Source organism: Clostridium nitrophenolicum (genome assembly GCF_055391695.1).
The window spans coordinates 1,308,633-1,329,464 of record NZ_AP042469.1 but is presented as its reverse complement, the minus strand read 5'-3'; the positions used below and the strand labels follow the sequence as shown (position 1 = coordinate 1,329,464).

Sequence of the window (20,832 nt, the reverse complement as noted above, 5' to 3'; positions counted from 1 at the left end):
ATATTCCCCCTATCATAATAGATTATAAGTAAAACTATTTAGTTAATTTTATTTATGATCTATTATAAGTTCCTGTTTAAATTCTCCATTGTCTACATATGTATTTAGTGTGACATTACTATATTTTTTATCTATTATATTTTTAATATTGCTAAGCCCAATCCCCCTATTTTCTCCTTTGGTTGAAAATCCGTATTCAAACATTTTATAAATATGAGGAATATTGCTTCTACATGAATTTATAATAACTATAACTACAGAGCTTGTACAATTTATTATTCCAAACTTTATTTTTGGATTAGTGCAAAGCTCAGCCTCTTCTATAGCGTTATCCAGCAATATACCCAATATTTTGCATAGATCTATTGATTCTAAATGGAACTTTTCTATATCTTCACTTATATCTAAAAATAAATCTACAGATTTATTTTTAGCCTGCAGCATTTTAGAAAATATTAACCCTTTAACTCCATCTACTTTTATATATTTAATTTTCATTAAATTCCCAGAACTTATTGATAAGCTGTCATTTAATTTTAAAATGTTTTCATTAAAGTATTTTTTCAAACCCTTTATATTGTTATCTTCTATATATCCATTTATACTGCATAATATATTTACATGGTCATGTTTAATTCTTCTTATCTCATTATACATGTCTTCTACAGCGCAAACATACTTTTTAAGTTGATTAAGTTCTTTATTTACATATATATCATGTAAATCTTTTCTCATATATTCTTGGTAAATATTAAGAATAATTATTATAGTTGTACAGAGTATAACAATTAAAAAGGTATTTATACCTAAAAAAACTGTATAAATCTTCAACAATTTTCCTATCATACTTAATACATAAGCTACAATTAAAATTATCAATATATTAATAGAAATTAATGTGATAACTTTGTTTCTGTTTTTATGATTTTTAGTAAAGATTTTGTTAATGTGAACTCCTATAAATTTAGTACATACAAAATTCAGTAAAAGCAATAAAACATAGAAGAATTTATAGTGATCTTTTAATTGAAACATGGTATTTTTGTTTATGTAAAAAATACCAGTTATTAAACATCCTAAAATTCCATCTATAAGAAGAAGAATTAAAATAGCCAATGAAACCCACAGAATACTTAGTGCGAAATCTTTTGCTAAACTATATAAATATATAACAATTACAAAGAAAGCAGAAGGCGCTAATAATGTTTCACTAACTTGGTCTAATATACTCATTATAGTGAAAATAGCTATATTAAGAATGATTATATGTTTATACTCTAATTTAATAAAATTAAGATTATACAAATTTAAGATAATGATTACACTTAATATTAATATGGAAAAATTATAATCCATTTACCTAATCTCCTTATTATTATAGCTATTATATAAATAAAACGTATGTAAACTATACATACGTTTTATTTATATGTTATTTTATTAATGATTCTGGCATTTTTTCTTCATAGAACATACCTATTTTAGACATATTAGGAGCTGTAAGTGCCAATGCCATACCAATACCCGCTAATAATAATGCCACCTTTCCATTTAATAAATCAATTTTGTTTAGTACATAATCTTTCATAGTTATTGTACTCCCTTCCTAAAATTTTATATATACATGGTGTTATAAATAAAGCTTCTGAAAAGCAAGCTAACGTAATTATGGATTTGTAAATAGAATTTTTTAAAATTAAAGCTGCAATTAATAAAATAGTCATACAGCAAATAGATTTGATTTTTAGTTCTTTTCTAAATTTTGCATTTATTATTGGCCTCTCCTCTGTATCTGCTGGAGCATATTTGTATAACAATATATAGCTTATTATAAATATAAATATAATATTATAATTATTAAGTTTTAAAAATAATGATAGATAAGTTCCTCCTAAAAAAACAATAAAGCTTAATATAGTACATGTTATACTTTTTCTAGTATGAACTCCAAAAGCAAAAGCTCTAACAATAAAAAAACATAAAAAATAAGTCATAGTATATTTAAATATTCCAAGAAAATAAGCAGTCAGCATGAGCATACTTATTTTTGTGATATTTACAATCAATACAAATAATCCATATCTCATTTCCTTAAATTCTTTTTCATCTTTTTTAGCATATTTATTTACATATAAAGCTAAACTGTCTGTTATTTTTGTCATCAAGTTTAAATTCACCGTCCTTTTATATGATTTAATGTAACTTTATGACAATTTTACCATTAAAATTTTAGCCTGTCCATTAACTTTTTAACTATATTCTCGTATTTTCTTGGGATTATATGGTTTATTTTGCATTTTTCTCATAATATCTATATATTGTAAAGATTAAATACATAGAATTTACATTTGAATTTTATGGCATTTAGATATGCTCCCCTTAAGGTAGACAGATTAAAAAATAAAAATTGGAAATGGTATAATAAAGTAGACACCAAGATAAGAGAAAAATGTGAAAATGTGGTCTACTTTATGAGAAGAAGTTATGATAAACAATTTAAAATTGCAGCGGTTAAGTTAGTACAAAAAAATGATATGTCTGTTGCTGATGCAGCAAAAGCATTATCTATTCATTATAACTCCTTATATCGTTGGATAAGTGAATATGAAGAATGCGGAGAGAGTGCATTCCCTGGTCATGGAACTGCACTCTATTTGTGTCAGTATGAAATAAAAAAGCTAAGGCAGGAAAATAATGAGTTAAAAAAGGAGTTAGAACTACTAAAAAAATACCAAGCCTTCTTGAAGCGAATAGATATATATTCAAGGAAAGTTGTTGGATAGTCTATGGATAATCGAATGAAAGATACTCTTGTAATGGGTGCATTTATGCAGGCCTATGGGAAAGAGCATCCTAAAAACGACCTAATTGTACATACAGATCAAGGTTCCCAGTTCACAGGAGGAAGATTTCAAGCGTTATTAAAGAAGTATGGGGCTGTTCATAGTCAAAGTAGAGAAGGAAATCCTTATGACAATGCAGTAATGGAATCTTTCTATAGAACTATAAAGAGAGAGCTTATTCAGGACGCTAATTACGAGTCACCTGAACAAGCTCAAAAAGAAATCTTTAAGTATATTGAAATATATTATAATACTAAGAGAATGCATTCTTCATTGGGATATCTCTCTCCATCCCAATTCGAAGAATTGAATTCATAAAATTTACTTAACTTTGTGTCTACAAAACCTGGACAACTCCATAAATTTTTTATTTCCACTGTCTACTTGACAGGGTGCAGTTCATTTCTGAATAATACGGTATTTTTATTAATTATTCGATTTTAAGTTAGGATGTAAGATAATAAAATTCTGTATCACCCTTATATTAATACTTATTATTTAGGATCAGCGGTACTTATGGTATTATATGTTTTAAATATTGAACCAACTCTATCCTTTAAATCAAAGTACCCTGAACCCATCATTATTGTTGGTTTAACTTTTAGAGCATTTGGTCTTCCATTTTCCATGCAGTCTTCATTCGCATATACTGCAACAATTTCTCCAATAAACATCGTAAAATCAAATATAGGAATTGTCTGTATTACCTTACAAAGATAATTTACAGGACATTCTTTTATCATTGGCGCATTTCCTGCATCATCATAAAACGAATCAAAAACATTCGATTTATCTTCTTTATTACCAGAGATGCACCCACAAAAATCAGTCTTATCAATAGATTCAGAGGACGGTATGTTCACACTAAAGAATCCATTTTCCACTACACCTGAAGTTGTATAGTGGGAATTTTTCAATGAAATATACAATACAGGCTTCTCACTTACAACACCATATGCACCTAGTGTGGCATAGTTTGGCTTTCCATTAACCATTGCCCCTACTAAAACTGTAATAAATGGTCCAAAAGGGATATTTGCTATTTTCTTCTTTATCATATTCTTTCTCCAATCCAATTATTTATTTGTTGCAACAATAATAATTATACGGATAAATTGAAAAAAATATAGACTGTTTCTTTTCTATGAGTTATCATATAGATAGATCACGCCCAAAAATAAATAATCTTAGCATCACAATATCAAATAATTGTAATTTAGCACATTACCTCATCCTGTATTTTTCATGCTATCATAATAGTACTCACATAGTTTGCTTTTTAATTAAGATAAAAATAAAAGAGCATTTCTGCTCTTGATATTAAATATAATATTTGAAGTACGACATAAAAATACCGTAAAATTTAATTGATTGCCTACCATTTATCATCTAATATTTGTTTTCTTTTTACTTTATATTCTTCCTCACTTATAATTCCATCGTCCTTAAGTGCTTTAAGCTTTCTCAGCTTTTCGTCAAAACTTTTCTCTTCTCCCTGATAAGAATCAGTTACTTCAACATTAGCTTGATACTGTGAAACCTCTTTTTTACTAAAAATATCGTAGAGATGAGAACCTGCAATCACAACACCCATAAGTGTAAATCCCAATCCAACGAAAACAGTCTCACCACGTGTAATACTTGTTACACCCAAAATTACAAACATTATTCCAATGATTATATTACCAATTGATTTTAACTTTATTCTATCCCTTTCAAACATAACACTTTCCCCTTAATCAATTCTTGCTTTTAAAAACACTAATATAATCTTAGAAACTTCATTTTTACCACATAGTAATGATAACTCTAGTGTAACTCATATAATAAAAAATCACTATTTTAACTTTACTAATAATAATTATATCATAGTTGGCATGATAAAAAATGACTAATTTTCCAATAAATACGAAACATTTCACTTTTGGGCATCCTATTATTCAATTGTTGAAAATATTTAAAAACTTTTTATTTCTTTCCAATCATCTTCAATATTCTCGGACATTCTTTTTACTAATTTATAGACTATCTCTTTCTCTTCTTCACTAAAATCACTAAAGCAGCTTTCAATGTTTTTGTTTTCTACTTCTACAAGCATTGGATATACATCTAAAGCTTTCTGCTTAGGATGAAGTCTCCACATTCTCTTATCTTCTTCATCTCTTACTTTATCTATATAACCGGCCTCAATTAGCTTTTGTACAGCCTTAGTAGTAGTAGTTTTATCAACTTTTAAAATATTTGATAAATCTATATGATTAATTCCTGGATTTTCACATATTCTAGTTACAAAAATCATTTGTCCTTTTTGTAATTTCACTTCTTTAAGCTTTATATCATTTATTGATTGCACACATCTAGCAAGGGCTCCTATTTCTCTTAAAATATAACTATTTAGTTTCAAATGTAAATTACCTCCTTGAAAACTAATTGAATTTTCAACTTCACTCATTATATACTAGTTTTGTTGAAGGTTCAACTATATATTGTCTCTTAATAATATATATGTTAATATCAATACGTTAAAAATACTAAAGATGATTGAAAGAGGTTTTTTATATGTTGAAGGAATTTAAAGAATTTGCCATAAAGGGCAATGTACTAGATTTAGCTATTGGTGTTGTTATAGGTGGTGCTTTTGGAAAAATAGTTACTTCTTTGGTTAATGATATTATTATGCCCCTTGCAGGTGCTTTAACTGGTGGAGTTAACTTTACATATTTAAAATTTACAATTAAGGAAGCTCACGGTAGTGTACCAGCAGTTACTCTTAATTACGGAAATTTTATTCAAAACACTATTGATTTCTTAATTATTGCCTTTTCTATTTTCTTATTTGTTAAATTAATAAATAAACTTAAAAGAGAAAAGAATGTGGAAGTTGTTAAAGAAGAGACTCCAAAACCATCACCAGAAGTTTTATTACTTGAAGAAATTAGAGATTTGTTAAAGAAATAAAGATTATATTCCAAAAGTTAAATACTGTTATAACAACTATTTTTTAAACTTTGCCTATGTTAATGAATAATGTTGATAATATGGTATACAATAATGGAACTATTCTTTAGTAGTTCCATTAATTCTGATTTTAAGAATAATACATAAAACATTATAATCTTGATAAATTTCAATTTTTTATTTGGAAATAAACATGCTTAAATTATCCCATAGCAAAACTGATGAATTAGATGGTGTCCCTTCAAAATCATCAATAAAATCTTTATAATGCTTCGCGCCTAAATGAGTATATATTCCTCCTGCTCTATCATTTCCTTTTACAATGCAAATGGACATTTTTTCATATCCATTATTGTAAGCATATTTGCCAATTGTAAAAATCAATTTTTTACCGATTCCACTACCTTGAATTGATTGTATAATGTGCAATGAATCAAGTAATAGACATTTTTTTAAATCATAATATGGCTTGTATGCTGAAAAACCAATAATCATATTATTTTCATCTAATGCAACAAAAGCACCTTGTTTATCTGCATGAATATATGACAACCACTTTTCTTTTGAATGTTCATATGTCATACTTGTTAAAAAAGAATCTGGTAAGATATTTTGATATGTGTTTTTCCAATTATCAGTATATATTTTAGCAATAGCCTGTACATCATCATCTATTATTGGTCTAATAATCATATGTATTCCTCCGATAAACTACTATTTATTTGATTACAACTCGACTATATTTTGTATTTATTTACAATTGTCCATTTGTTTAATTATACACTACACAACTATAAACATTCAAATATTTAGCATAACTATATATAAATTGCTTCTCTAAATCTAAAGTCTTTTAATTTTGTGTCGGAATGACAAGTATGAGATTGTATCAACAGATTTTCCCCTTTGAAAATCGGTTTTCCTTTACTTCATTTGTAACTTCGGTTGCAAATGAGCCTAATATAACGACTTCTTCAAGATAGTTTAATATTTCTTCCTTTCCTGCTGTTCCTAAAGCCTGTATATCTCTTTTAATTGACTCTACACTTGGCATAATATGACCTCCGTAACTCTTTATATAGTCTTATTATAATCAATTTTCAGCATCAATCTCTAACAGAGCCTAAACTTTTTATTTTGGAATTTTAACAAACTAAAAGGTGTACCTATACATTTCAGTATAAGTACACCTTTTAATTTATAGATTTTCAATGTAACAGCCCATAGTTTTCAAATATTATTACATAACTTGTTCAGCTGAAGTTTCTTTATTGTCCGATTGATATTTTCTTCCTAGCCCAACAAATATCCATAGAAGTCCAATTAATGTCATGGCTAAAAGATAATAGCTATTAGAAAAAATATCAAAACCACTTATTTTTACGTTAGTAAATTTATATTGTTGATTTAATCCTTGAGCCATAGTCATAGCACTCATCACGAAAACACTACTAAATGGTATAACTACACTTAAATTATGCATCATTCCCACTAAAAAATAGGATCTTCTTGAAGGATGTAAATTGGCCCTATGTCCTAAGTTATTGATAAAAGAACTGATTAATAAAATAGCAGGTAATGGTATGCTAGATAGCAAAATGTTCGATACTATACAACTAACTCCAATAACCAATTCTGCCCCTATAGGACTTTGTACAAATTTAAACTTTGTTACCCAATTGCTAGCTTTCTGAATTCCCTCTCCTCTGACCATAATTTGAATCATGCTAAATAACATCATCATGCCGATAACCACATCTACCATGCTATATACACCTTCAAATAAAATTCCACTGATATTTCCTTTTTGAACATTAACAATACCAGTTAGTCCAAACAATCCGCTTGCATATCCAATCACAAGGCCTGATAAAATTCCAAATGTTATTCCTTTAAGTAAATTTTTTGTCTTGACACATACTAACAACAAAATTCCTAATGGAATTAACATCAATAATCCCTTTGGATTAGATAGTTTCCCAATTGAAATATTGCTTTGTACTGCTTCTACACCATTAGTCTTCATATAAAATAAGATTGCTGAAATCAATCCTGCAAATACGACATATTTTATCCTATCTGCTAAAACAGTAATAGGATCCGCTGAAATTCCCGTAACGCTATTTGTTTGCATACTTGCTGCCGTTGCAGTTATTTGGGAGCTAGGTGATATATTATCGCCTAAAAAAATCCCACTGATAATAGCTCCCAATAGAACAGCTGGATTTGCACCTAAAATAATTCCTGGAGGATAAAGAATAGGTACAATAGCATAAATTGCCGTAATAGGTGTTCCACATCCCATAGAAATGACCATGGAAGCTAGAAATATAAATAAAACAACTGTACCACCGCTCAAATTTAAAGTCTGACTAATCCACACAAATCCTTGCCCTATCTGCCCATAAGATAATAGTTTTGTGAAACAGCCCATAAATACAAAAGTAAATAACAATTTGGCATTTCCCGGTTGCATAATTCCAGAAATAATTACTTCCCAGTATTTTTCTTTGTCTTTTGCAAATAAAAATCCTACAAGAATACCAGCCGAACCACCTACTATAACAGATTTCATTGATAGAAAATCATAATTAAATGCTAAAAACATAGCTATCCCTATATAAATCACAGTAGGTAAAAAAGAGATTTTTTCTCCGCCAAAAAACTCAAGTTTACTCTTATCTGAATAATTCATTTTATTTCTCCTTCATACTTTGATATTAATGCCTTTATTCCTAATCCATTTAGCTATTTTACTTGGATTTGTCCATCTTCAATAAGTTCATTCGCAATCCATCTTGCAACTTTCCCAGTGATTGTTATACAGTGTTGCTTCCTTCCTTCGCTTTGAAAATTATCTCCAGCCCATTCCTTTGTGATTACTCTACAGCATGTTGATTTGTATTCATTCTTAATATAGTCATGGAGTTTTTTAGCTTTTTCAAACATTTTTTCATTCATAACTTCACCTTTAACCCTACCGTATACCATGCCAAGAGCCATTTGCCCACCTGAAACTGCACCACATAAACAGCCGGATTTACCCATACCTATAGGAAATCCACTTGCTAATTTGACGACGTTTTCATCGAATGGTTGGCCTAATAAATCATTAATTGTTTGTACCACCGATTCACTGCAGAAAAATGTACCACTTCTAAAAAGTTCTTCTGCATTATCTTGAGCTTTATCTAAAAGTTCTTCTTTTGTAATTTTTTTAATACTAACTTCCCTATTCATTTGTTTTACCTCCAGCTCCTAATTAATCTAAAAATGCTCCTATTCTCCGTGTTAACACAGTCCTTATTATAGATAGCAAGCTGTATATTAAACAGTGCCAGATTTGTTAACAGTGATGAGGCCAGCTCTTTAGAAAAGATTGCTTTGACAATATAACTATCCCTTTAAACCTCCCGTATCCCCTTATAAATCTTAGCTCTAAGCTTATACCATAGAGTATAAGTTTTTAGATTTTATAAGGATTATTGTAGCTCTATAATATTTTGTTATATAATCCGCTGCATTTATAATAATTTTTTATATACAAAAAGGCTTCTAATCTTCAGTTGCCATCTGAAGCTTAGAAGCCTTTATTCATGGAGGGTAGACACCGGATAAATATTCCTTTTGCCATTAATATAATTCCAATAATGACTTGGTGCATCACTTATTAATACTTTTTAAATTCCAGCTAGCATTAATCACTAACAAACAATTTTTCTAGGTTATTCCACAATTCATCGTTGCTATTTCTTTCTGTTTCCTGAGGATACTTAAAAACATATGTGTTGGTATCACAAATTTTAGAGTAAACTTGAGGTCTTCTTAAGCTTATATAAGGCCTTTGCTCTCTGTATTTCTGTACCATAGTTATGTCAACTTCAGCATAGAGTATTTGCTCCTTGTCATCAGCTTTCACAACTACATCGCCGTTTGGATCAACAACTATTGACTCCCCTGCAAAATCCATTTCTCCTTCTTTGCCAACTCTATTACACATTGCTACAAAAATGTTGTTTTGCATAGCAGGAATCCTGAGCTCCCACTCAAACTTTTCTAATGGTTCATCTTTAACATTTGCAGTAGGAATTATTATAAGCTCTGCTCCTTGCAAAGCACATAACCTGAAACTTTCCGCTATATGTCTATCAAAGCATACTATTATACCTATTTTCCCAAGAGGAGTATCATATACCCTAAATCCAGTATCAGATGGAGAGTAATAATCTTGCTCATAGAATTGATGGCATCTCATAATATGAACCATTTTTGACCCTCCCATTATTTTGCCATCTGCATTAATAAGCAATGAGGTATCATAATACTTGTTATTTTCTTTTAAATATATATTGGGAACTGCTATTATATTGAATTCTTTGCACTTTTCTTGAATTTTTTTTATTTTTTCATCATCAATTGAAAGTACATAATTTGATACATCTACTCCCTCATACTGTGGAAAAAATGGACTTAATTGTAGTTCTGGAAAGCAAATCAACTGCGCTTCATTTTTTGCAGCAACTTCAATTAGCTGTAAGGTTTTTTCAAAATTTTCATTTACATTTTCACTTATTTTCATTTGCGCTAAAGCAATCTTCACAATTATCATCTCCATTTCAAAAATATAGTAGGTTGGTATATATAGATATCCAACTTCATCATTCAACTTATATATAGGGATGTGTTTCAAAAGCTGAAGGTAGATTTAAAAACTTTGTGTCAGTCTTAGTGAAGGGTTTTAAGACAACCTTAGCACCTTCGAGTTGTCTGAGCATAGCGAGTTTCTCGAAGGTTCTTAGGTCGTCTAAAACACAAGCTTTAGACTGACTAAAAGTTTTTAACGGACTGAAGCTTGGAAACATATCCCGGTAGATAAGTCAAGCATTTAAGTTGGATATCTATAATAATCTTTTCATTATTTATCTTCTTTGCTCTTAATAAGCATATCATCAGCCTTCAATTCTTCCTGACACTGAATCGTAAAAATCATTTGTGCAGAAGGTGCACTATCTATAGCTTGGCCATTTTCTTTTTTCATATCTTGAAGCCTTATAATCTTGTTGTCTCCCTTTGGAACTAAAACTTCAACGGTATCTCCATTGTAAACTTTATTTCTTTGTTCTATAGTTGCAATGTGAGATTCCTTATCATAGCTCTTTACAATGCCTACAATATCATAGTCCCGAATATATGCTGAGCTTTCATAATGCTGCTTGATCTCTTCATCAAAATAAAAACCTGTAGTATAAGGTCTGTGACTAGGCTTTAGAAGATAGTTCATCCATTTAGACTCAAAGCTATAACTCTCTGGATCTTCTATGTATTTATCAATAGCTTCTCTATAGGCTTTTACTACCGACGCAACATAGAAGGTACTTTTCATTCTTCCTTCAATTTTAAGAGAATTGATTCCTTCATTTATAAGCTCAGGAATATGTTCTATCATACACAAATCCTTTGAATTCAGTATATAAGCTCCATTAATATCTTCAGTAATTTCATGATATTCTCCTGGCCTCTTTTCTTCCACTAGATGACATTTATATCTACATGGCTGCGCACAAACCCCTCTATTTGAATCTCTACCTGTTAGATAATTTGAAAGCATACATCTGCCTGAGTATGCCATACACATTGAGCCGTGAACAAAAGCTTCTATTTCACAGCTTTCAGGAAGTTTTTCTCTGAGTTTCTTAAAATCTTTCATGCTCATTTCTCTCGCCATAACCACTCTTTTAACGCCAATATTGTGCCAGAATAAAGCGGATTTATAATTTACAGTATTGGCTTGTGTGCTTAAATGTAGTTCAAGATTAGGCACTATTTCTTTTGCGGTCATAATAATTCCTGGGTCAGCAACTAGTATTGCATCAACACCAATATCGTATAACTCTCTAAGATACTCCTCTAACCCTACTAGATCTTCATTGTGAGGGATTATGTTCAACGTAACATATATCTTTTTCCCCCTAGAATGTGCAAATTCAAGACCTTCTTTTAATTCTTCAGCAGTGAAATTATCTGCAAAGGCTCTTAGATTTAATTTGCTGCCCCCAAGGTAAACAGCATCAGCACCAAAATTTATAGCTGTCTTAAGCTTCTCTAAATTCCCTGCTGGAGCTAAAAGTTCTGGTTTATTCATAACTTACTCTCTCCTCTTCTTTAAATAAAGCAATAGTTAATATTACAATCATCAATTCGACTTGTCCCACTTCATGCTTAAATTATACCTTATATGATGTTATTATTTTCAATTCTTCATAGAAAAAGTTTAATTACATATTCATAATATTATAGTATAATTTATATGCCAAGAAATAAAATCATATTCTGTGCTAGTACAAAAGCAAAGGAGTCGCTTAAATTGTTAAAATATGAGGAGATTATAGACTATGTTAAAAATGAAGCTTTAACAGGAAATTTTAAATATCAAAAAAGATTACCTTCTGTAAGATCACTATCTCAACAATTTAATTGCAGTGTTGGTACAGTTTTAAAAGCTTACGATAAACTTGAAAAAGATCATATTATTTATTCATCACCAAAGAGTGGATACTACCTATTGGAAGATTTTAATAATAATAATTCCTTTGAAAATGCAATTATTGACTTCTCATCAGGAGTTCCAGACGTTGAAACTTTTCCTTATAAAGATTTTCAGCATTGTCTGAATAAATCAATAGAATTATATAAAGAAACTCTCTTTACTTATTCAGATCCTCGAGGGTTAAACTCATTAACAAAAGCATTAGCAAAACATTTGCAGCAATATCAAATATTCACAAGACCAGATAACATTATTATAACCTCCAGTTCTCAACAAGCATTAAACATATTATCAATTATGCCCTTTCCAAATGGTAAGTCTAACATTCTTGTTGAGCAACCTACTTATTATGGAATGATAAAATCCCTAGAGCTAAATAATGTTTCTGCATTAGGAATTGAAAGAGGACTTAATGGTATAAATCTAGAGGAACTAGAGCATATGTTTAAGTATGGAAATATTAAGTTTTTTTATACTATTCCTAGATTTCATAACCCAACTGGGAACTCCTATAATAGACAGGAGAAAGAGTCAATTGTCAAAATGGCTGCAAAATATGATGTATATATTGTAGAGGATGATATTGTCGCAGATTTAGAAACAGATAAAAAAAATGATCCTATTTTTGCTTATGATACTTCCGGAAAGGTTATCTACTTAAAAAGTTATTCAAAAATTCTTATGCCCGGTTTAAGAGTTGCAACTCTTATATTGCCTAAGTTGTTAATGAATACTTTTCTAGGTTATAAAAAATGGACAGATATGAATAGTCCAATTTTATCTCAAGGTGCTCTAGAAATCTATTTAAAAAGCGGTATGTTTGATATTCATAGAAAAAAGATGAGTAAATTATATTGTGATAGATTGACTTATTTAAAAAACACTGTGTCATCCCTTCAGTATCCTAAGATAAAATGGAATATTCCTAATTCCGGATATTTCTCTTGTATATACGTAGATGGTCCTGTACAATATGATAAAATAATTAGTTCCTTACAAGATAAAAATATAGAATTATTAAATACAAATATGTGTTTCTTGGATGACTATAAAAGTGATAATTATTTTAGAATAAGTATTAGTAAAGTGAATGAAGATAAAATAAAAAAAGGTATTCCTGTAGTCCTTAATACTATACAAAAATATCTAACCTAATTTTTATAAAGGGGTAGACTATACCCCTTTTTTATTCGTTTATATCTATTCTACTTGTAGCCATAATTGCTAATTTTATTTTTAAGATTCACAAAAGCCATCAATGCTGCAATGCATTCCGTTGCCAATATTTGAGTCATCCTTTTTATATTCATCATTAACAACCTTCTCAAATATTTCTTTGCTATTAAAACCCTGTAGTCGTTTATCACCTATTATAAAGGTTGGAACAGATGTAATCTCTGCCTCGTTGTATGCATGATGAAGAGCTTTTTGCTGAACTTCCTTGTACTTTCTTGTTACTAAAGATTCTTTAAATTCACCTTCATCTAATCCAATCTCTGCAGCAATTTTAGTTAGTACATCAATATTTCCAATATCCTGTTCTTCTTGAAAGAATGCTTTAAACACTCTATCATTGTATTCTTTTTCCTTACCTTGTTCCTTAGCAAAATGAAATCCTTCAAAAGCTAAATCTGTATATGGATGTGGTGAAACATTAGGCAACTTCATATTAACTCCTAAGCTTTTGCTAGTTGGATTTATAAATCTATCCCATGACTGTAGCTTAGAAGGATCCTTTATTGGGTCTATCTTAGGTGCAGGACTTGGGCGTAATTCAAAAGGCATCCATTCCACTTCGACATCCTTTCCCTTTATTGCCTCCTCAAAAGGAACTTTAGCTAAAAAACAAAATGGGCAGACATAATCTGAATATACTTTAATTTTTAATGACATTATAAATTCATCTCCTTCTTAAATACGGTAATAACCCTTGATCATATATATTATCTGTATTTGTTCAAGTACTATCCTTTTCCACAATTGTAACCATATAAGTTACAACAGTGGTAAAAAAAATTGAATATTTTAGAATTCAATTTTTTTATTTGTATTATCTCTTTGTAACCATTATAGTTACAATTATATTAATTGTCAACTGTGTGAATAGCATTCTATTCATCGAATAAACTCCATAATCCTCTTATAAGCGCTTTGAGCATCTTCATATCCATTTTGGAATAGTTCTTGAAGCTTTACTGGATCTCTTTCCAATCTATCAACCTTTAATTCTTTAGAAGCTCTTATAACTATTGCCTTACCTTCTTCTTCCAATCTTTCTATGTAATCCAAGGTATCATTATATTTCTTATGCCTATTCATCATTGTTTCTATTAATAGAGGATATTTTTTATATTTCATTTTTATTAAGTTTGCAAATTTTAACGGACTTTTTCTATAGTCTTTATTCCTAGTTAAAATAATAATATTTTTATCGTTACCATCCTTAATTGATTTGGTAATTGGAATAGAATCTGATATGCCCCCATCCAAAAGCTCATATCCTTTCAGATTAACGATTGGTGACATGAGCGGCAGTGAACATGAAGCTCTTAAAATATCAAATCCTTCACTCCTAATATCATTCTTATTAAAATATAGCGGTTTTCCGGTTTTACAATCAGTTACACCCACTAGAAATTCACATGATGCATTATGAAAGGTTTCATAATCAAACTCAACATACTTATCAGGAATATCTTTAAAAATAAAGTCCATACCAAAAAATGATTTCTTCAATAGGAGACTTCTAAAACTCATATATCTCCAGTCTCTTAGAAACCCTGTGTTTACTTTTATATTTCTTCCTTTTTGTTTTGATATATACGAAGCTGCATTACTGGCTCCAGCTGAAACCCCTATAATATAATTAAAATATAGATCTTTCTCCATGAAATATTCTAAAGCGCCACAAGTATATAATCCTCTCATACCTCCCCCTTCAAGTACCAATCCTATATTATTCATAATCCTTACACTCCCTTCTAGCATTTTCCACTACGTTCTACAATAGCACTAATATGAGAAGAAAATCAACTTTTATTATATGTACATATTTTATAAGCTCTATATCAAAATTGATAATATTTAAAGAGTATGACCAACATTATGACCATACTCTTTAAATATTATTAACTTAATTGTATCACTTTATTAAGCTTCTTCTATACTAACAACTTCATAACGTGCATCTTTAATAGCAAGTTTTATATCGCTGTCTTGAATATCACTATTAGCTTCAATTACTGCAGTTTTAGACTCTAAATCAACAACTACACTAGTTACTCCTCTAAGTTCTTCTAAATCTGTTTTTACATGTTTAACACAATTTCCACACTTCATTCCTTCAATAACTATTCTTTTTTTCATAATTATTCCGCCTTTCATTTTTTAAATTTATATACTATATTGATGGCTTAAAGCCCTTCAATCTTAGAGCATTTGTTAGAACTGATACTGAGCTTAAACTCATGGCTAAAGCTGCTATCATTGGATTCAAAAGTGGTCCTCCAAATATGTGCAGTATTCCCATAGCTACTGGTATGCCTAAGGTGTTATAGCCAAAAGCCCAGAATAGATTTTGTTTAATATTTTTTATAGTTTTCTTACTTAAATCTATAGCTGTAACTACATCCATTAAGTCACTTCTCATTAGAACTATATCTGCGGATTCCATTGCTACGTCTGTACCAGACCCTATAGCTATTCCTATGTCTGCTTGCGCTAATGCTGGAGCATCATTTATACCGTCTCCAACCATAGCAACTTTTTTGTTTTCACTCTGAAGCTTCTTAACTTCTTTTGCCTTATCCTGAGGTAAAACCTCTGCAAGTATTCTATCTATACCAACCTGCTTTGCTATTGCTTCTGCGGTTTTCTTGTTATCTCCAGTTATCATTGCTACTTCAATTCCCATAGAATGAAGCTTCTCTATAGCTCTCTTGCTGTGTTCTTTAACTGTATCTGCTACGGCAATTATCCCAATGAGTTTTCCTTCAAGGGCTATATACATAGGAGTTTTCCCTTCTCCAGCTAGAGCCTGTGATTTCTCCTCTAAGTTTTCTAATGAAACATTACTTTCATCCATAAGCTTTTTATTTCCAAGTAGAATTCTATTGCCATCTATAGTAACTTCTATTCCATGCCCTGGTATAGCCTTAAATAGATCAAGTTTTTTTAGCCCAACCTTCCTATTTTCGGCCTCTTTAACTATTGCCTCTCCTAGTGGATGCTCTGACCCCTTTTCTGCTGAGGCTGCCAATTGAAGCAAGTAGCTTTCATCTGTACCTTGGGTTGTAATTATATCCGTAACCTTAGGCTTGCCTTCAGTTATAGTTCCAGTCTTATCAAATACTATAGTTTGAATTCTATGTGCTGTTTCTAGCGCAGTACCACTTTTTATAAGTACACCGTACTCAGCACCTTTTCCGGTACCTACCATAATAGCAGTTGGTGTTGCTAACCCTAAAGCACAAGGACATGCAATAACTAATACTGATATAAATATCGTAAGTGAAAATACTCCAGTTTCACCATATATATACCAAGCTAAAGCAGCAATTGTAGCTAAGCTTATTACTACCGGTACAAAATATCCTGATATAACATCTGCTAATTTTGCAATTGGAGCCTTAGACCCCTGGGCATCTTCTACTAATCTAATAATTTGAGCCAATGCTGTATCCTTACCAACTCTAGTAGCTTTATATCTAATAGAACCATTTTTATTTATACTTGCTCCAATGACTTTGTCCCCAGCACTTTTTTCTACAGGTATACTTTCACCTGTAAGCATGGATTCATCTACTGCGGTAATTCCTTCTGTTACCTCTCCATCTACAGGTATTTTTTCACCAGGTTTTACTACAATTATGTCTCCAACCTCAACTTCATCTATAGATATCTCTACTTCTTTATCTTCTCTAATTATTGTTGCAGTCTTTGGTGCAAGTCCCATAAGCTTCTTTATAGCTTCTGAGGTTTTTCCCTTAGCAACAGACTCTAGATATTTACCTAAAGTAATAAGGGCAAGTATGGTACCTGCTGATTCAAAATATAAGTGATAATTTAAATTACCTAGAAGTATTTGGTATACTGCAAAAACACTGTATAGGAATGCAGCAGATGCACCTATAGCTATAAGAGAATCCATATTTGGACTTCTTTTAAACAATGCTTTAAACCCTACAGTAAAATACTTTCTTCCAGCAACCATTATAGGTAATACTAAAAGTAGTTGTATTATAGAAAATACTTGAGGATGATCCATTGGATCAATAGCTGGCGGAGGCATATATCCTAATTTCTCACCAATCATTGGCCCCATTGCTATTATAAGCAGCGGAACTGCGAATATAGCAGACACTAAAAATCTATTCCATAGTGCTTTTATTTCTTTTTCTTTCTTTTCCTTATCTGTATCTACAGTAGTCTCTTCTTCTAGTGCTTTATATCCTGCCTTTTCAATTGCCTTTTTTATATCTGATAACTTTACTTTAGAAGGTTCAAAACTTACACTTAGCTTTTCTGTAGCAAAATTTACATTTGCCTCTAAAACACCATCTAGTTTTCTTGATGCCCTTTCAACAGCCTTAGCGCAGGATGCACAGGTCATTCCTTCTATTTTTAAGACTTTACTTGTCATTACCTCTTCCCCCTTTATTTAGTCTATTAATAATTTTGAACATAACTCTATCCTCTCCTTATATTTTTGTATTTAATATTCAGTTATCACCCCACGCCCCAGGGGTAGTACTTTTTTATAGATCATTATTGGATTATTTTAATAAAAAACTCAATAATGGTTTATAGCTATACTTTTTAATTGCATATCAATCTTTAAGCAATTTGAAAAGCAATCTCCACACCCCCTCCCTGGGGGTGTGGCTAAATTATAACTCTTTTTAAATTTTATTTCAATAAAAAATTTTAAAGTTTAATGACTTAGAACATAATTTGTAAATATCTTTACTAAATTGGACGTAAACCGGTCTTTCTTAGTTATTAAACAGATCTCCCACACAAAAGAAGGATCTTTGAAAGGAATTGAATAAACATTTGGATAACTAATATCATTAGTAATAAAGTCCACGCTAACCCCTGTGCCTTTATTAAGATGGCTTAATTTGTGTACAGTGATAACTTCTGAAGTAGTAAAAACTATATTTGGTTCGAAACCTGACTCTTTGCATTTGTCAAGGAAGTTATGATAAAAATGAAATTTTTCATTAAGAATAATTAACTTTTCATCTTTCAAATCACTGAAGTCAACTGCTGTCTTTTCTGACAAAGGATTTTTTTCATTTACTAGAATACAAGGATACTGCGTTTTGATAATAGTAGAATGAAAATTTTTTTTGTTAATAGGACCAATTGAAAGTGCTAAATCTACATTTTCATTCATGACAACTTCTTCACAAATTGAATCTGGATAAGTTTTTACAATTAATTCAATGTTGGGATAAGCTTCACAAAAGCCTGGGATAATATCCGGTGACAGTGCATTAAGAACCCCAAAGGAAAAACACACCCTTAAAGTTCCCTCATTGATGTTGGCCATTTTATCGAGCCCTTCCAAAATTAAATCAAACTCCTGCACAATATGCTCTGATTGTTCTCGTAAATATTCTCCATATTTTGTTATTCTGATCCCCTTAGTAGTATTATAAAATAAAGGATACTGAATCTCTTCTTCCAAATTGCTAATTGCCTTGCTTAACCCCTGTTGGGTAATATAAATCTCTTTAGCAGCCTTTGAAAAACTTTTATGTTTGCAAACCTGTAAAAAATACTTTAATTGTTTGATGTCCAATTATTACACCACCTTTTTATATACCTTTTACAATCGCTTGTGAAATTCTTAATTAAAAATTTAACATAATTTTATTGTAAAATACTCCTCTTATATATAAAAGTGCCAGATTTTACAAAAACAACGAGGCCAACTACTTGAAAATTTAAATATTTATTTGACATAATCCAAAATAGTACGTTAAATTATTAATATATAAAGATAATCCTCTAAATTAATGAAAGTTTTCAAGTCAAAAGGAAGTGAGTCTATGTTTGTTTTAAATGATAAAATTGGCGTTCCACTATATATTCAGTTATATCAACAGTTTAGAGAGAAAATTTTAAGTGGTGACTTAAAGTCTGGTGACAAACTTCCATCAAGTCGGAAACTGTGCACTGATTTACGTATAAGCAGAAATACTGTAGATATGGCTTACCATCAGCTATACTCAGAAGGATATATAATTAGCAAGCCACGCAATGGATACTATGTTGAAAACTTGGATCTTTCATCTATTCATATTACAAGAGAAACTTTTTATGAGAAGCCTGCAGTAACTGATAATCAGGACACATTGATTCAATATGATTTTAAATATGGAAAACTAAATCAATTTGAGCTGCCTATAGAGCAGTGGAAAAAACTCACAAATAAGTGTTTGAGAGACTTTACTGATGAAATGACAATCTATGGTCCAACTTTTGGAGAACTTTCACTTCGAGAAGAAATATTAAAACATCTTCAATATTACCGTGGTGTAAAGTGCACACCAGATCAAATTTTTATTGGATCTGGTGTACACTATTGTTTAAGTATGCTCTGTCAGCTTATCAGAGGCACTACTACCACAGTTGCAATGGAAGAACCAGGACATCATATAACCCGTCTTACACTAGAAAATCATGGGTTTGATGTAAAGCCTATTTTGCTGGATTCCTCTGGTCTAAATGTGAAGGAATTAAGCTTTACAAATGCTAAAGCTGTTTATGTTACTCCATCACATCAGTACCCTTTAGGAATTATAATGCCTATCTCTAGAAGACTTGAGCTCATAGAGTGGGCACTTAAAAATAATTCAATAATTATTGAAGATGATTATAGCTGTCATCTCAGGTATAACACAAAACCAGTGCAATCTCTTCAATCTCTTTGCAGCGATAAAGTTGTATATATAGGAAGCTTTTCAAAATTTTTATTTCCTACACTTCGTTTATCATACATGATTCTTCCTGAAGATATGGTAGACAAGTTTACTAGGATGTTTGATGGCTATCCATCTTCTGTTCCCTTTGTTATTCAAAAAACTCTGGAGCTTTTTATGAAAGAGGGACACTGGGAAAGTTATATTAGAAAAACCAATAGAATGCAAAAGAAAAAACATGATGCATTAGTTGAAAATCTAAAAAAAGAATTTGGAGATAAAATTACTATTTATGGTATGAATGCCGGTCTTCACCTTTTGATACAAGTAAAAGGAATTATGTCGGAAAAGGAACTAATTGAGAGAGCGTATATGGCAGGTGTAAAAGTATATCCTACATCAAAGTACTGGAAATGCCCTGAGAATAGTTTGGACAGCACTGTTGTCTTGGGCTTTGGAGGAATAACATTAGATGAGATTGAACCAGCTGTTAAACTTTTGAATAAGGCTTGGTTTGGTGGTAATAGTAAATACAAAGACTACTGTGTCTAAC

Annotated in this window: 20 protein-coding genes and 2 pseudogenes; 5 read left to right on the top strand and 17 right to left on the bottom strand. The window is 30.6% G+C overall.

All coding sequences use genetic code 11. The features are described from left to right. Positions 1 to 48: 48 nt before the first annotated feature. The 3 genes from ACZ5N4_RS06145 to ACZ5N4_RS06135 all read right to left on the bottom strand — a co-directional run bounded on the left by ACZ5N4_RS06145 (position 49) and on the right by ACZ5N4_RS06135 (position 2,162). The gene (locus ACZ5N4_RS06145; protein ID WP_464208115.1) at positions 49 to 1,356 is read right to left on the bottom strand and encodes a sensor histidine kinase; all 1,308 of its coding nucleotides are present in this window, start codon (positions 1,354 to 1,356) and stop codon (positions 49 to 51) included. Positions 1,357 to 1,432: 76 nt separating this feature from the next. After that, on the bottom strand, positions 1,433 to 1,588 hold the full coding sequence (locus ACZ5N4_RS06140; RefSeq protein WP_464208113.1) for a hypothetical protein: 156 nt from the start codon (positions 1,586 to 1,588) through the stop codon (positions 1,433 to 1,435). Continuing rightward, the gene (locus ACZ5N4_RS06135; protein ID WP_464208112.1) at positions 1,560 to 2,162 is read right to left on the bottom strand and encodes an accessory gene regulator B family protein; all 603 of its coding nucleotides are present in this window, start codon (positions 2,160 to 2,162) and stop codon (positions 1,560 to 1,562) included. Before ACZ5N4_RS06135 ends, ACZ5N4_RS06140 begins: the two co-directional genes overlap by 29 nt. A gap of 195 nt (positions 2,163 to 2,357) precedes the next feature. On the opposite strand from ACZ5N4_RS06135, the pseudogene ACZ5N4_RS06130 reads away from it, so the two are divergent. Together ACZ5N4_RS06130 and ACZ5N4_RS06125 are read left to right on the top strand one after the other, a co-directional pair. Then, positions 2,358 to 2,702, top strand: a pseudogene (locus ACZ5N4_RS06130) (transposase); the annotation flags it as partial. Between the two features lie 48 nt (positions 2,703 to 2,750). Further along, positions 2,751 to 3,161, top strand: a pseudogene (locus ACZ5N4_RS06125) (IS3 family transposase); the annotation flags it as partial. Positions 3,162 to 3,337: 176 nt separating this feature from the next. Here the strand turns inward: ACZ5N4_RS06125 and ACZ5N4_RS06120 are convergent. From ACZ5N4_RS06120 to ACZ5N4_RS06110, 3 genes are all read right to left on the bottom strand, one after another. Next, on the bottom strand, positions 3,338 to 3,901 hold the full coding sequence (locus tag ACZ5N4_RS06120) for a flavin reductase family protein (RefSeq protein WP_464208110.1): 564 nt from the start codon (positions 3,899 to 3,901) through the stop codon (positions 3,338 to 3,340). A gap of 317 nt (positions 3,902 to 4,218) precedes the next feature. Beyond that, positions 4,219 to 4,566, bottom strand: a complete 348-nt coding sequence (locus ACZ5N4_RS06115) for an SHOCT domain-containing protein (protein ID WP_464208108.1) — start codon at positions 4,564 to 4,566, stop codon at positions 4,219 to 4,221. A 234-nt stretch (positions 4,567 to 4,800) separates the two neighbouring features. Continuing rightward, positions 4,801 to 5,247, bottom strand: coding sequence for a MarR family winged helix-turn-helix transcriptional regulator (locus tag ACZ5N4_RS06110; protein WP_464208106.1), 447 nt, complete (start codon positions 5,245 to 5,247; stop codon positions 4,801 to 4,803). A gap of 155 nt (positions 5,248 to 5,402) precedes the next feature. On the opposite strand from ACZ5N4_RS06110, the gene mscL reads away from it, so the two are divergent. Then, positions 5,403 to 5,801 (top strand): large-conductance mechanosensitive channel protein MscL, encoded by a 399-nt coding sequence (mscL, locus tag ACZ5N4_RS06105; RefSeq protein ID WP_464208104.1) that lies wholly within the window; start codon positions 5,403 to 5,405, stop codon positions 5,799 to 5,801. Between the two features lie 177 nt (positions 5,802 to 5,978). On the opposite strand, the gene ACZ5N4_RS06100 is transcribed toward mscL, so the two are convergent. The 6 genes from ACZ5N4_RS06100 to ACZ5N4_RS06075 form a co-directional block, all read right to left on the bottom strand. Further along, complete coding sequence (locus ACZ5N4_RS06100) at positions 5,979 to 6,494, bottom strand: N-acetyltransferase family protein (protein WP_464208102.1); 516 nt, start codon at positions 6,492 to 6,494, stop codon at positions 5,979 to 5,981. A 196-nt stretch (positions 6,495 to 6,690) separates the two neighbouring features. Further along, positions 6,691 to 6,855 (bottom strand): hypothetical protein, encoded by a 165-nt coding sequence (locus tag ACZ5N4_RS06095; protein WP_464208101.1) that lies wholly within the window; start codon positions 6,853 to 6,855, stop codon positions 6,691 to 6,693. A 186-nt stretch (positions 6,856 to 7,041) separates the two neighbouring features. Beyond that, positions 7,042 to 8,496: a hypothetical protein gene (locus ACZ5N4_RS06090; RefSeq protein ID WP_464208099.1), complete on the bottom strand. Its 1,455-nt coding sequence runs from the start codon at positions 8,494 to 8,496 to the stop codon at positions 7,042 to 7,044. Positions 8,497 to 8,549: 53 nt separating this feature from the next. Further along, positions 8,550 to 9,041: a C-GCAxxG-C-C family protein gene (locus ACZ5N4_RS06085; protein ID WP_464208097.1), complete on the bottom strand. Its 492-nt coding sequence runs from the start codon at positions 9,039 to 9,041 to the stop codon at positions 8,550 to 8,552. Between the two features lie 457 nt (positions 9,042 to 9,498). After that, positions 9,499 to 10,401 carry a carbon-nitrogen hydrolase family protein gene (locus tag ACZ5N4_RS06080; RefSeq protein WP_464208095.1) on the bottom strand — a complete coding sequence of 301 codons (903 nt, stop codon included), beginning with the start codon at positions 10,399 to 10,401 and terminating at the stop codon, positions 9,499 to 9,501. 315 nt (positions 10,402 to 10,716) lie between these two features. Then, positions 10,717 to 11,943 carry a peptidase U32 family protein gene (locus tag ACZ5N4_RS06075; RefSeq protein ID WP_464208093.1) on the bottom strand — a complete coding sequence of 409 codons (1,227 nt, stop codon included), beginning with the start codon at positions 11,941 to 11,943 and terminating at the stop codon, positions 10,717 to 10,719. A 222-nt stretch (positions 11,944 to 12,165) separates the two neighbouring features. Here ACZ5N4_RS06075 and ACZ5N4_RS06070 point away from each other — a divergent pair, with 222 nt between their 5' ends. Then, a complete protein-coding gene (locus ACZ5N4_RS06070; protein WP_464208091.1) occupies positions 12,166 to 13,503 on the top strand; it encodes an aminotransferase-like domain-containing protein in 1,338 nt (445 codons plus the stop codon). An 81-nt stretch (positions 13,504 to 13,584) separates the two neighbouring features. Here the strand turns inward: ACZ5N4_RS06070 and ACZ5N4_RS06065 are convergent, their stop codons facing one another. From ACZ5N4_RS06065 to ACZ5N4_RS06045, 5 genes are all read right to left on the bottom strand, one after another. Beyond that, positions 13,585 to 14,241: a DsbA family oxidoreductase gene (locus ACZ5N4_RS06065; RefSeq protein ID WP_464208089.1), complete on the bottom strand. Its 657-nt coding sequence runs from the start codon at positions 14,239 to 14,241 to the stop codon at positions 13,585 to 13,587. Between the two features lie 222 nt (positions 14,242 to 14,463). Further along, entirely contained in the window at positions 14,464 to 15,312 is an 849-nt protein-coding gene (locus ACZ5N4_RS06060) for a patatin-like phospholipase family protein (RefSeq protein WP_464208087.1), read from the bottom strand. 186 nt (positions 15,313 to 15,498) lie between these two features. Further along, complete coding sequence (locus ACZ5N4_RS06055) at positions 15,499 to 15,714, bottom strand: heavy-metal-associated domain-containing protein (RefSeq protein ID WP_464208085.1); 216 nt, start codon at positions 15,712 to 15,714, stop codon at positions 15,499 to 15,501. Positions 15,715 to 15,748: 34 nt separating this feature from the next. Further along, positions 15,749 to 17,989 carry a heavy metal translocating P-type ATPase gene (locus ACZ5N4_RS06050; protein WP_464208083.1) on the bottom strand — a complete coding sequence of 747 codons (2,241 nt, stop codon included), beginning with the start codon at positions 17,987 to 17,989 and terminating at the stop codon, positions 15,749 to 15,751. Between the two features lie 291 nt (positions 17,990 to 18,280). Continuing rightward, a complete protein-coding gene (locus ACZ5N4_RS06045; RefSeq protein WP_464208082.1) occupies positions 18,281 to 19,156 on the bottom strand; it encodes a LysR family transcriptional regulator in 876 nt (291 codons plus the stop codon). 250 nt (positions 19,157 to 19,406) lie between these two features. Between ACZ5N4_RS06045 and pdxR the strand changes: the two genes are divergently transcribed. Continuing rightward, on the top strand, positions 19,407 to 20,831 hold the full coding sequence (gene pdxR, locus ACZ5N4_RS06040) for a MocR-like pyridoxine biosynthesis transcription factor PdxR (protein WP_464208080.1): 1,425 nt from the start codon (positions 19,407 to 19,409) through the stop codon (positions 20,829 to 20,831). Position 20,832: the final 1 nt, after the last annotated feature.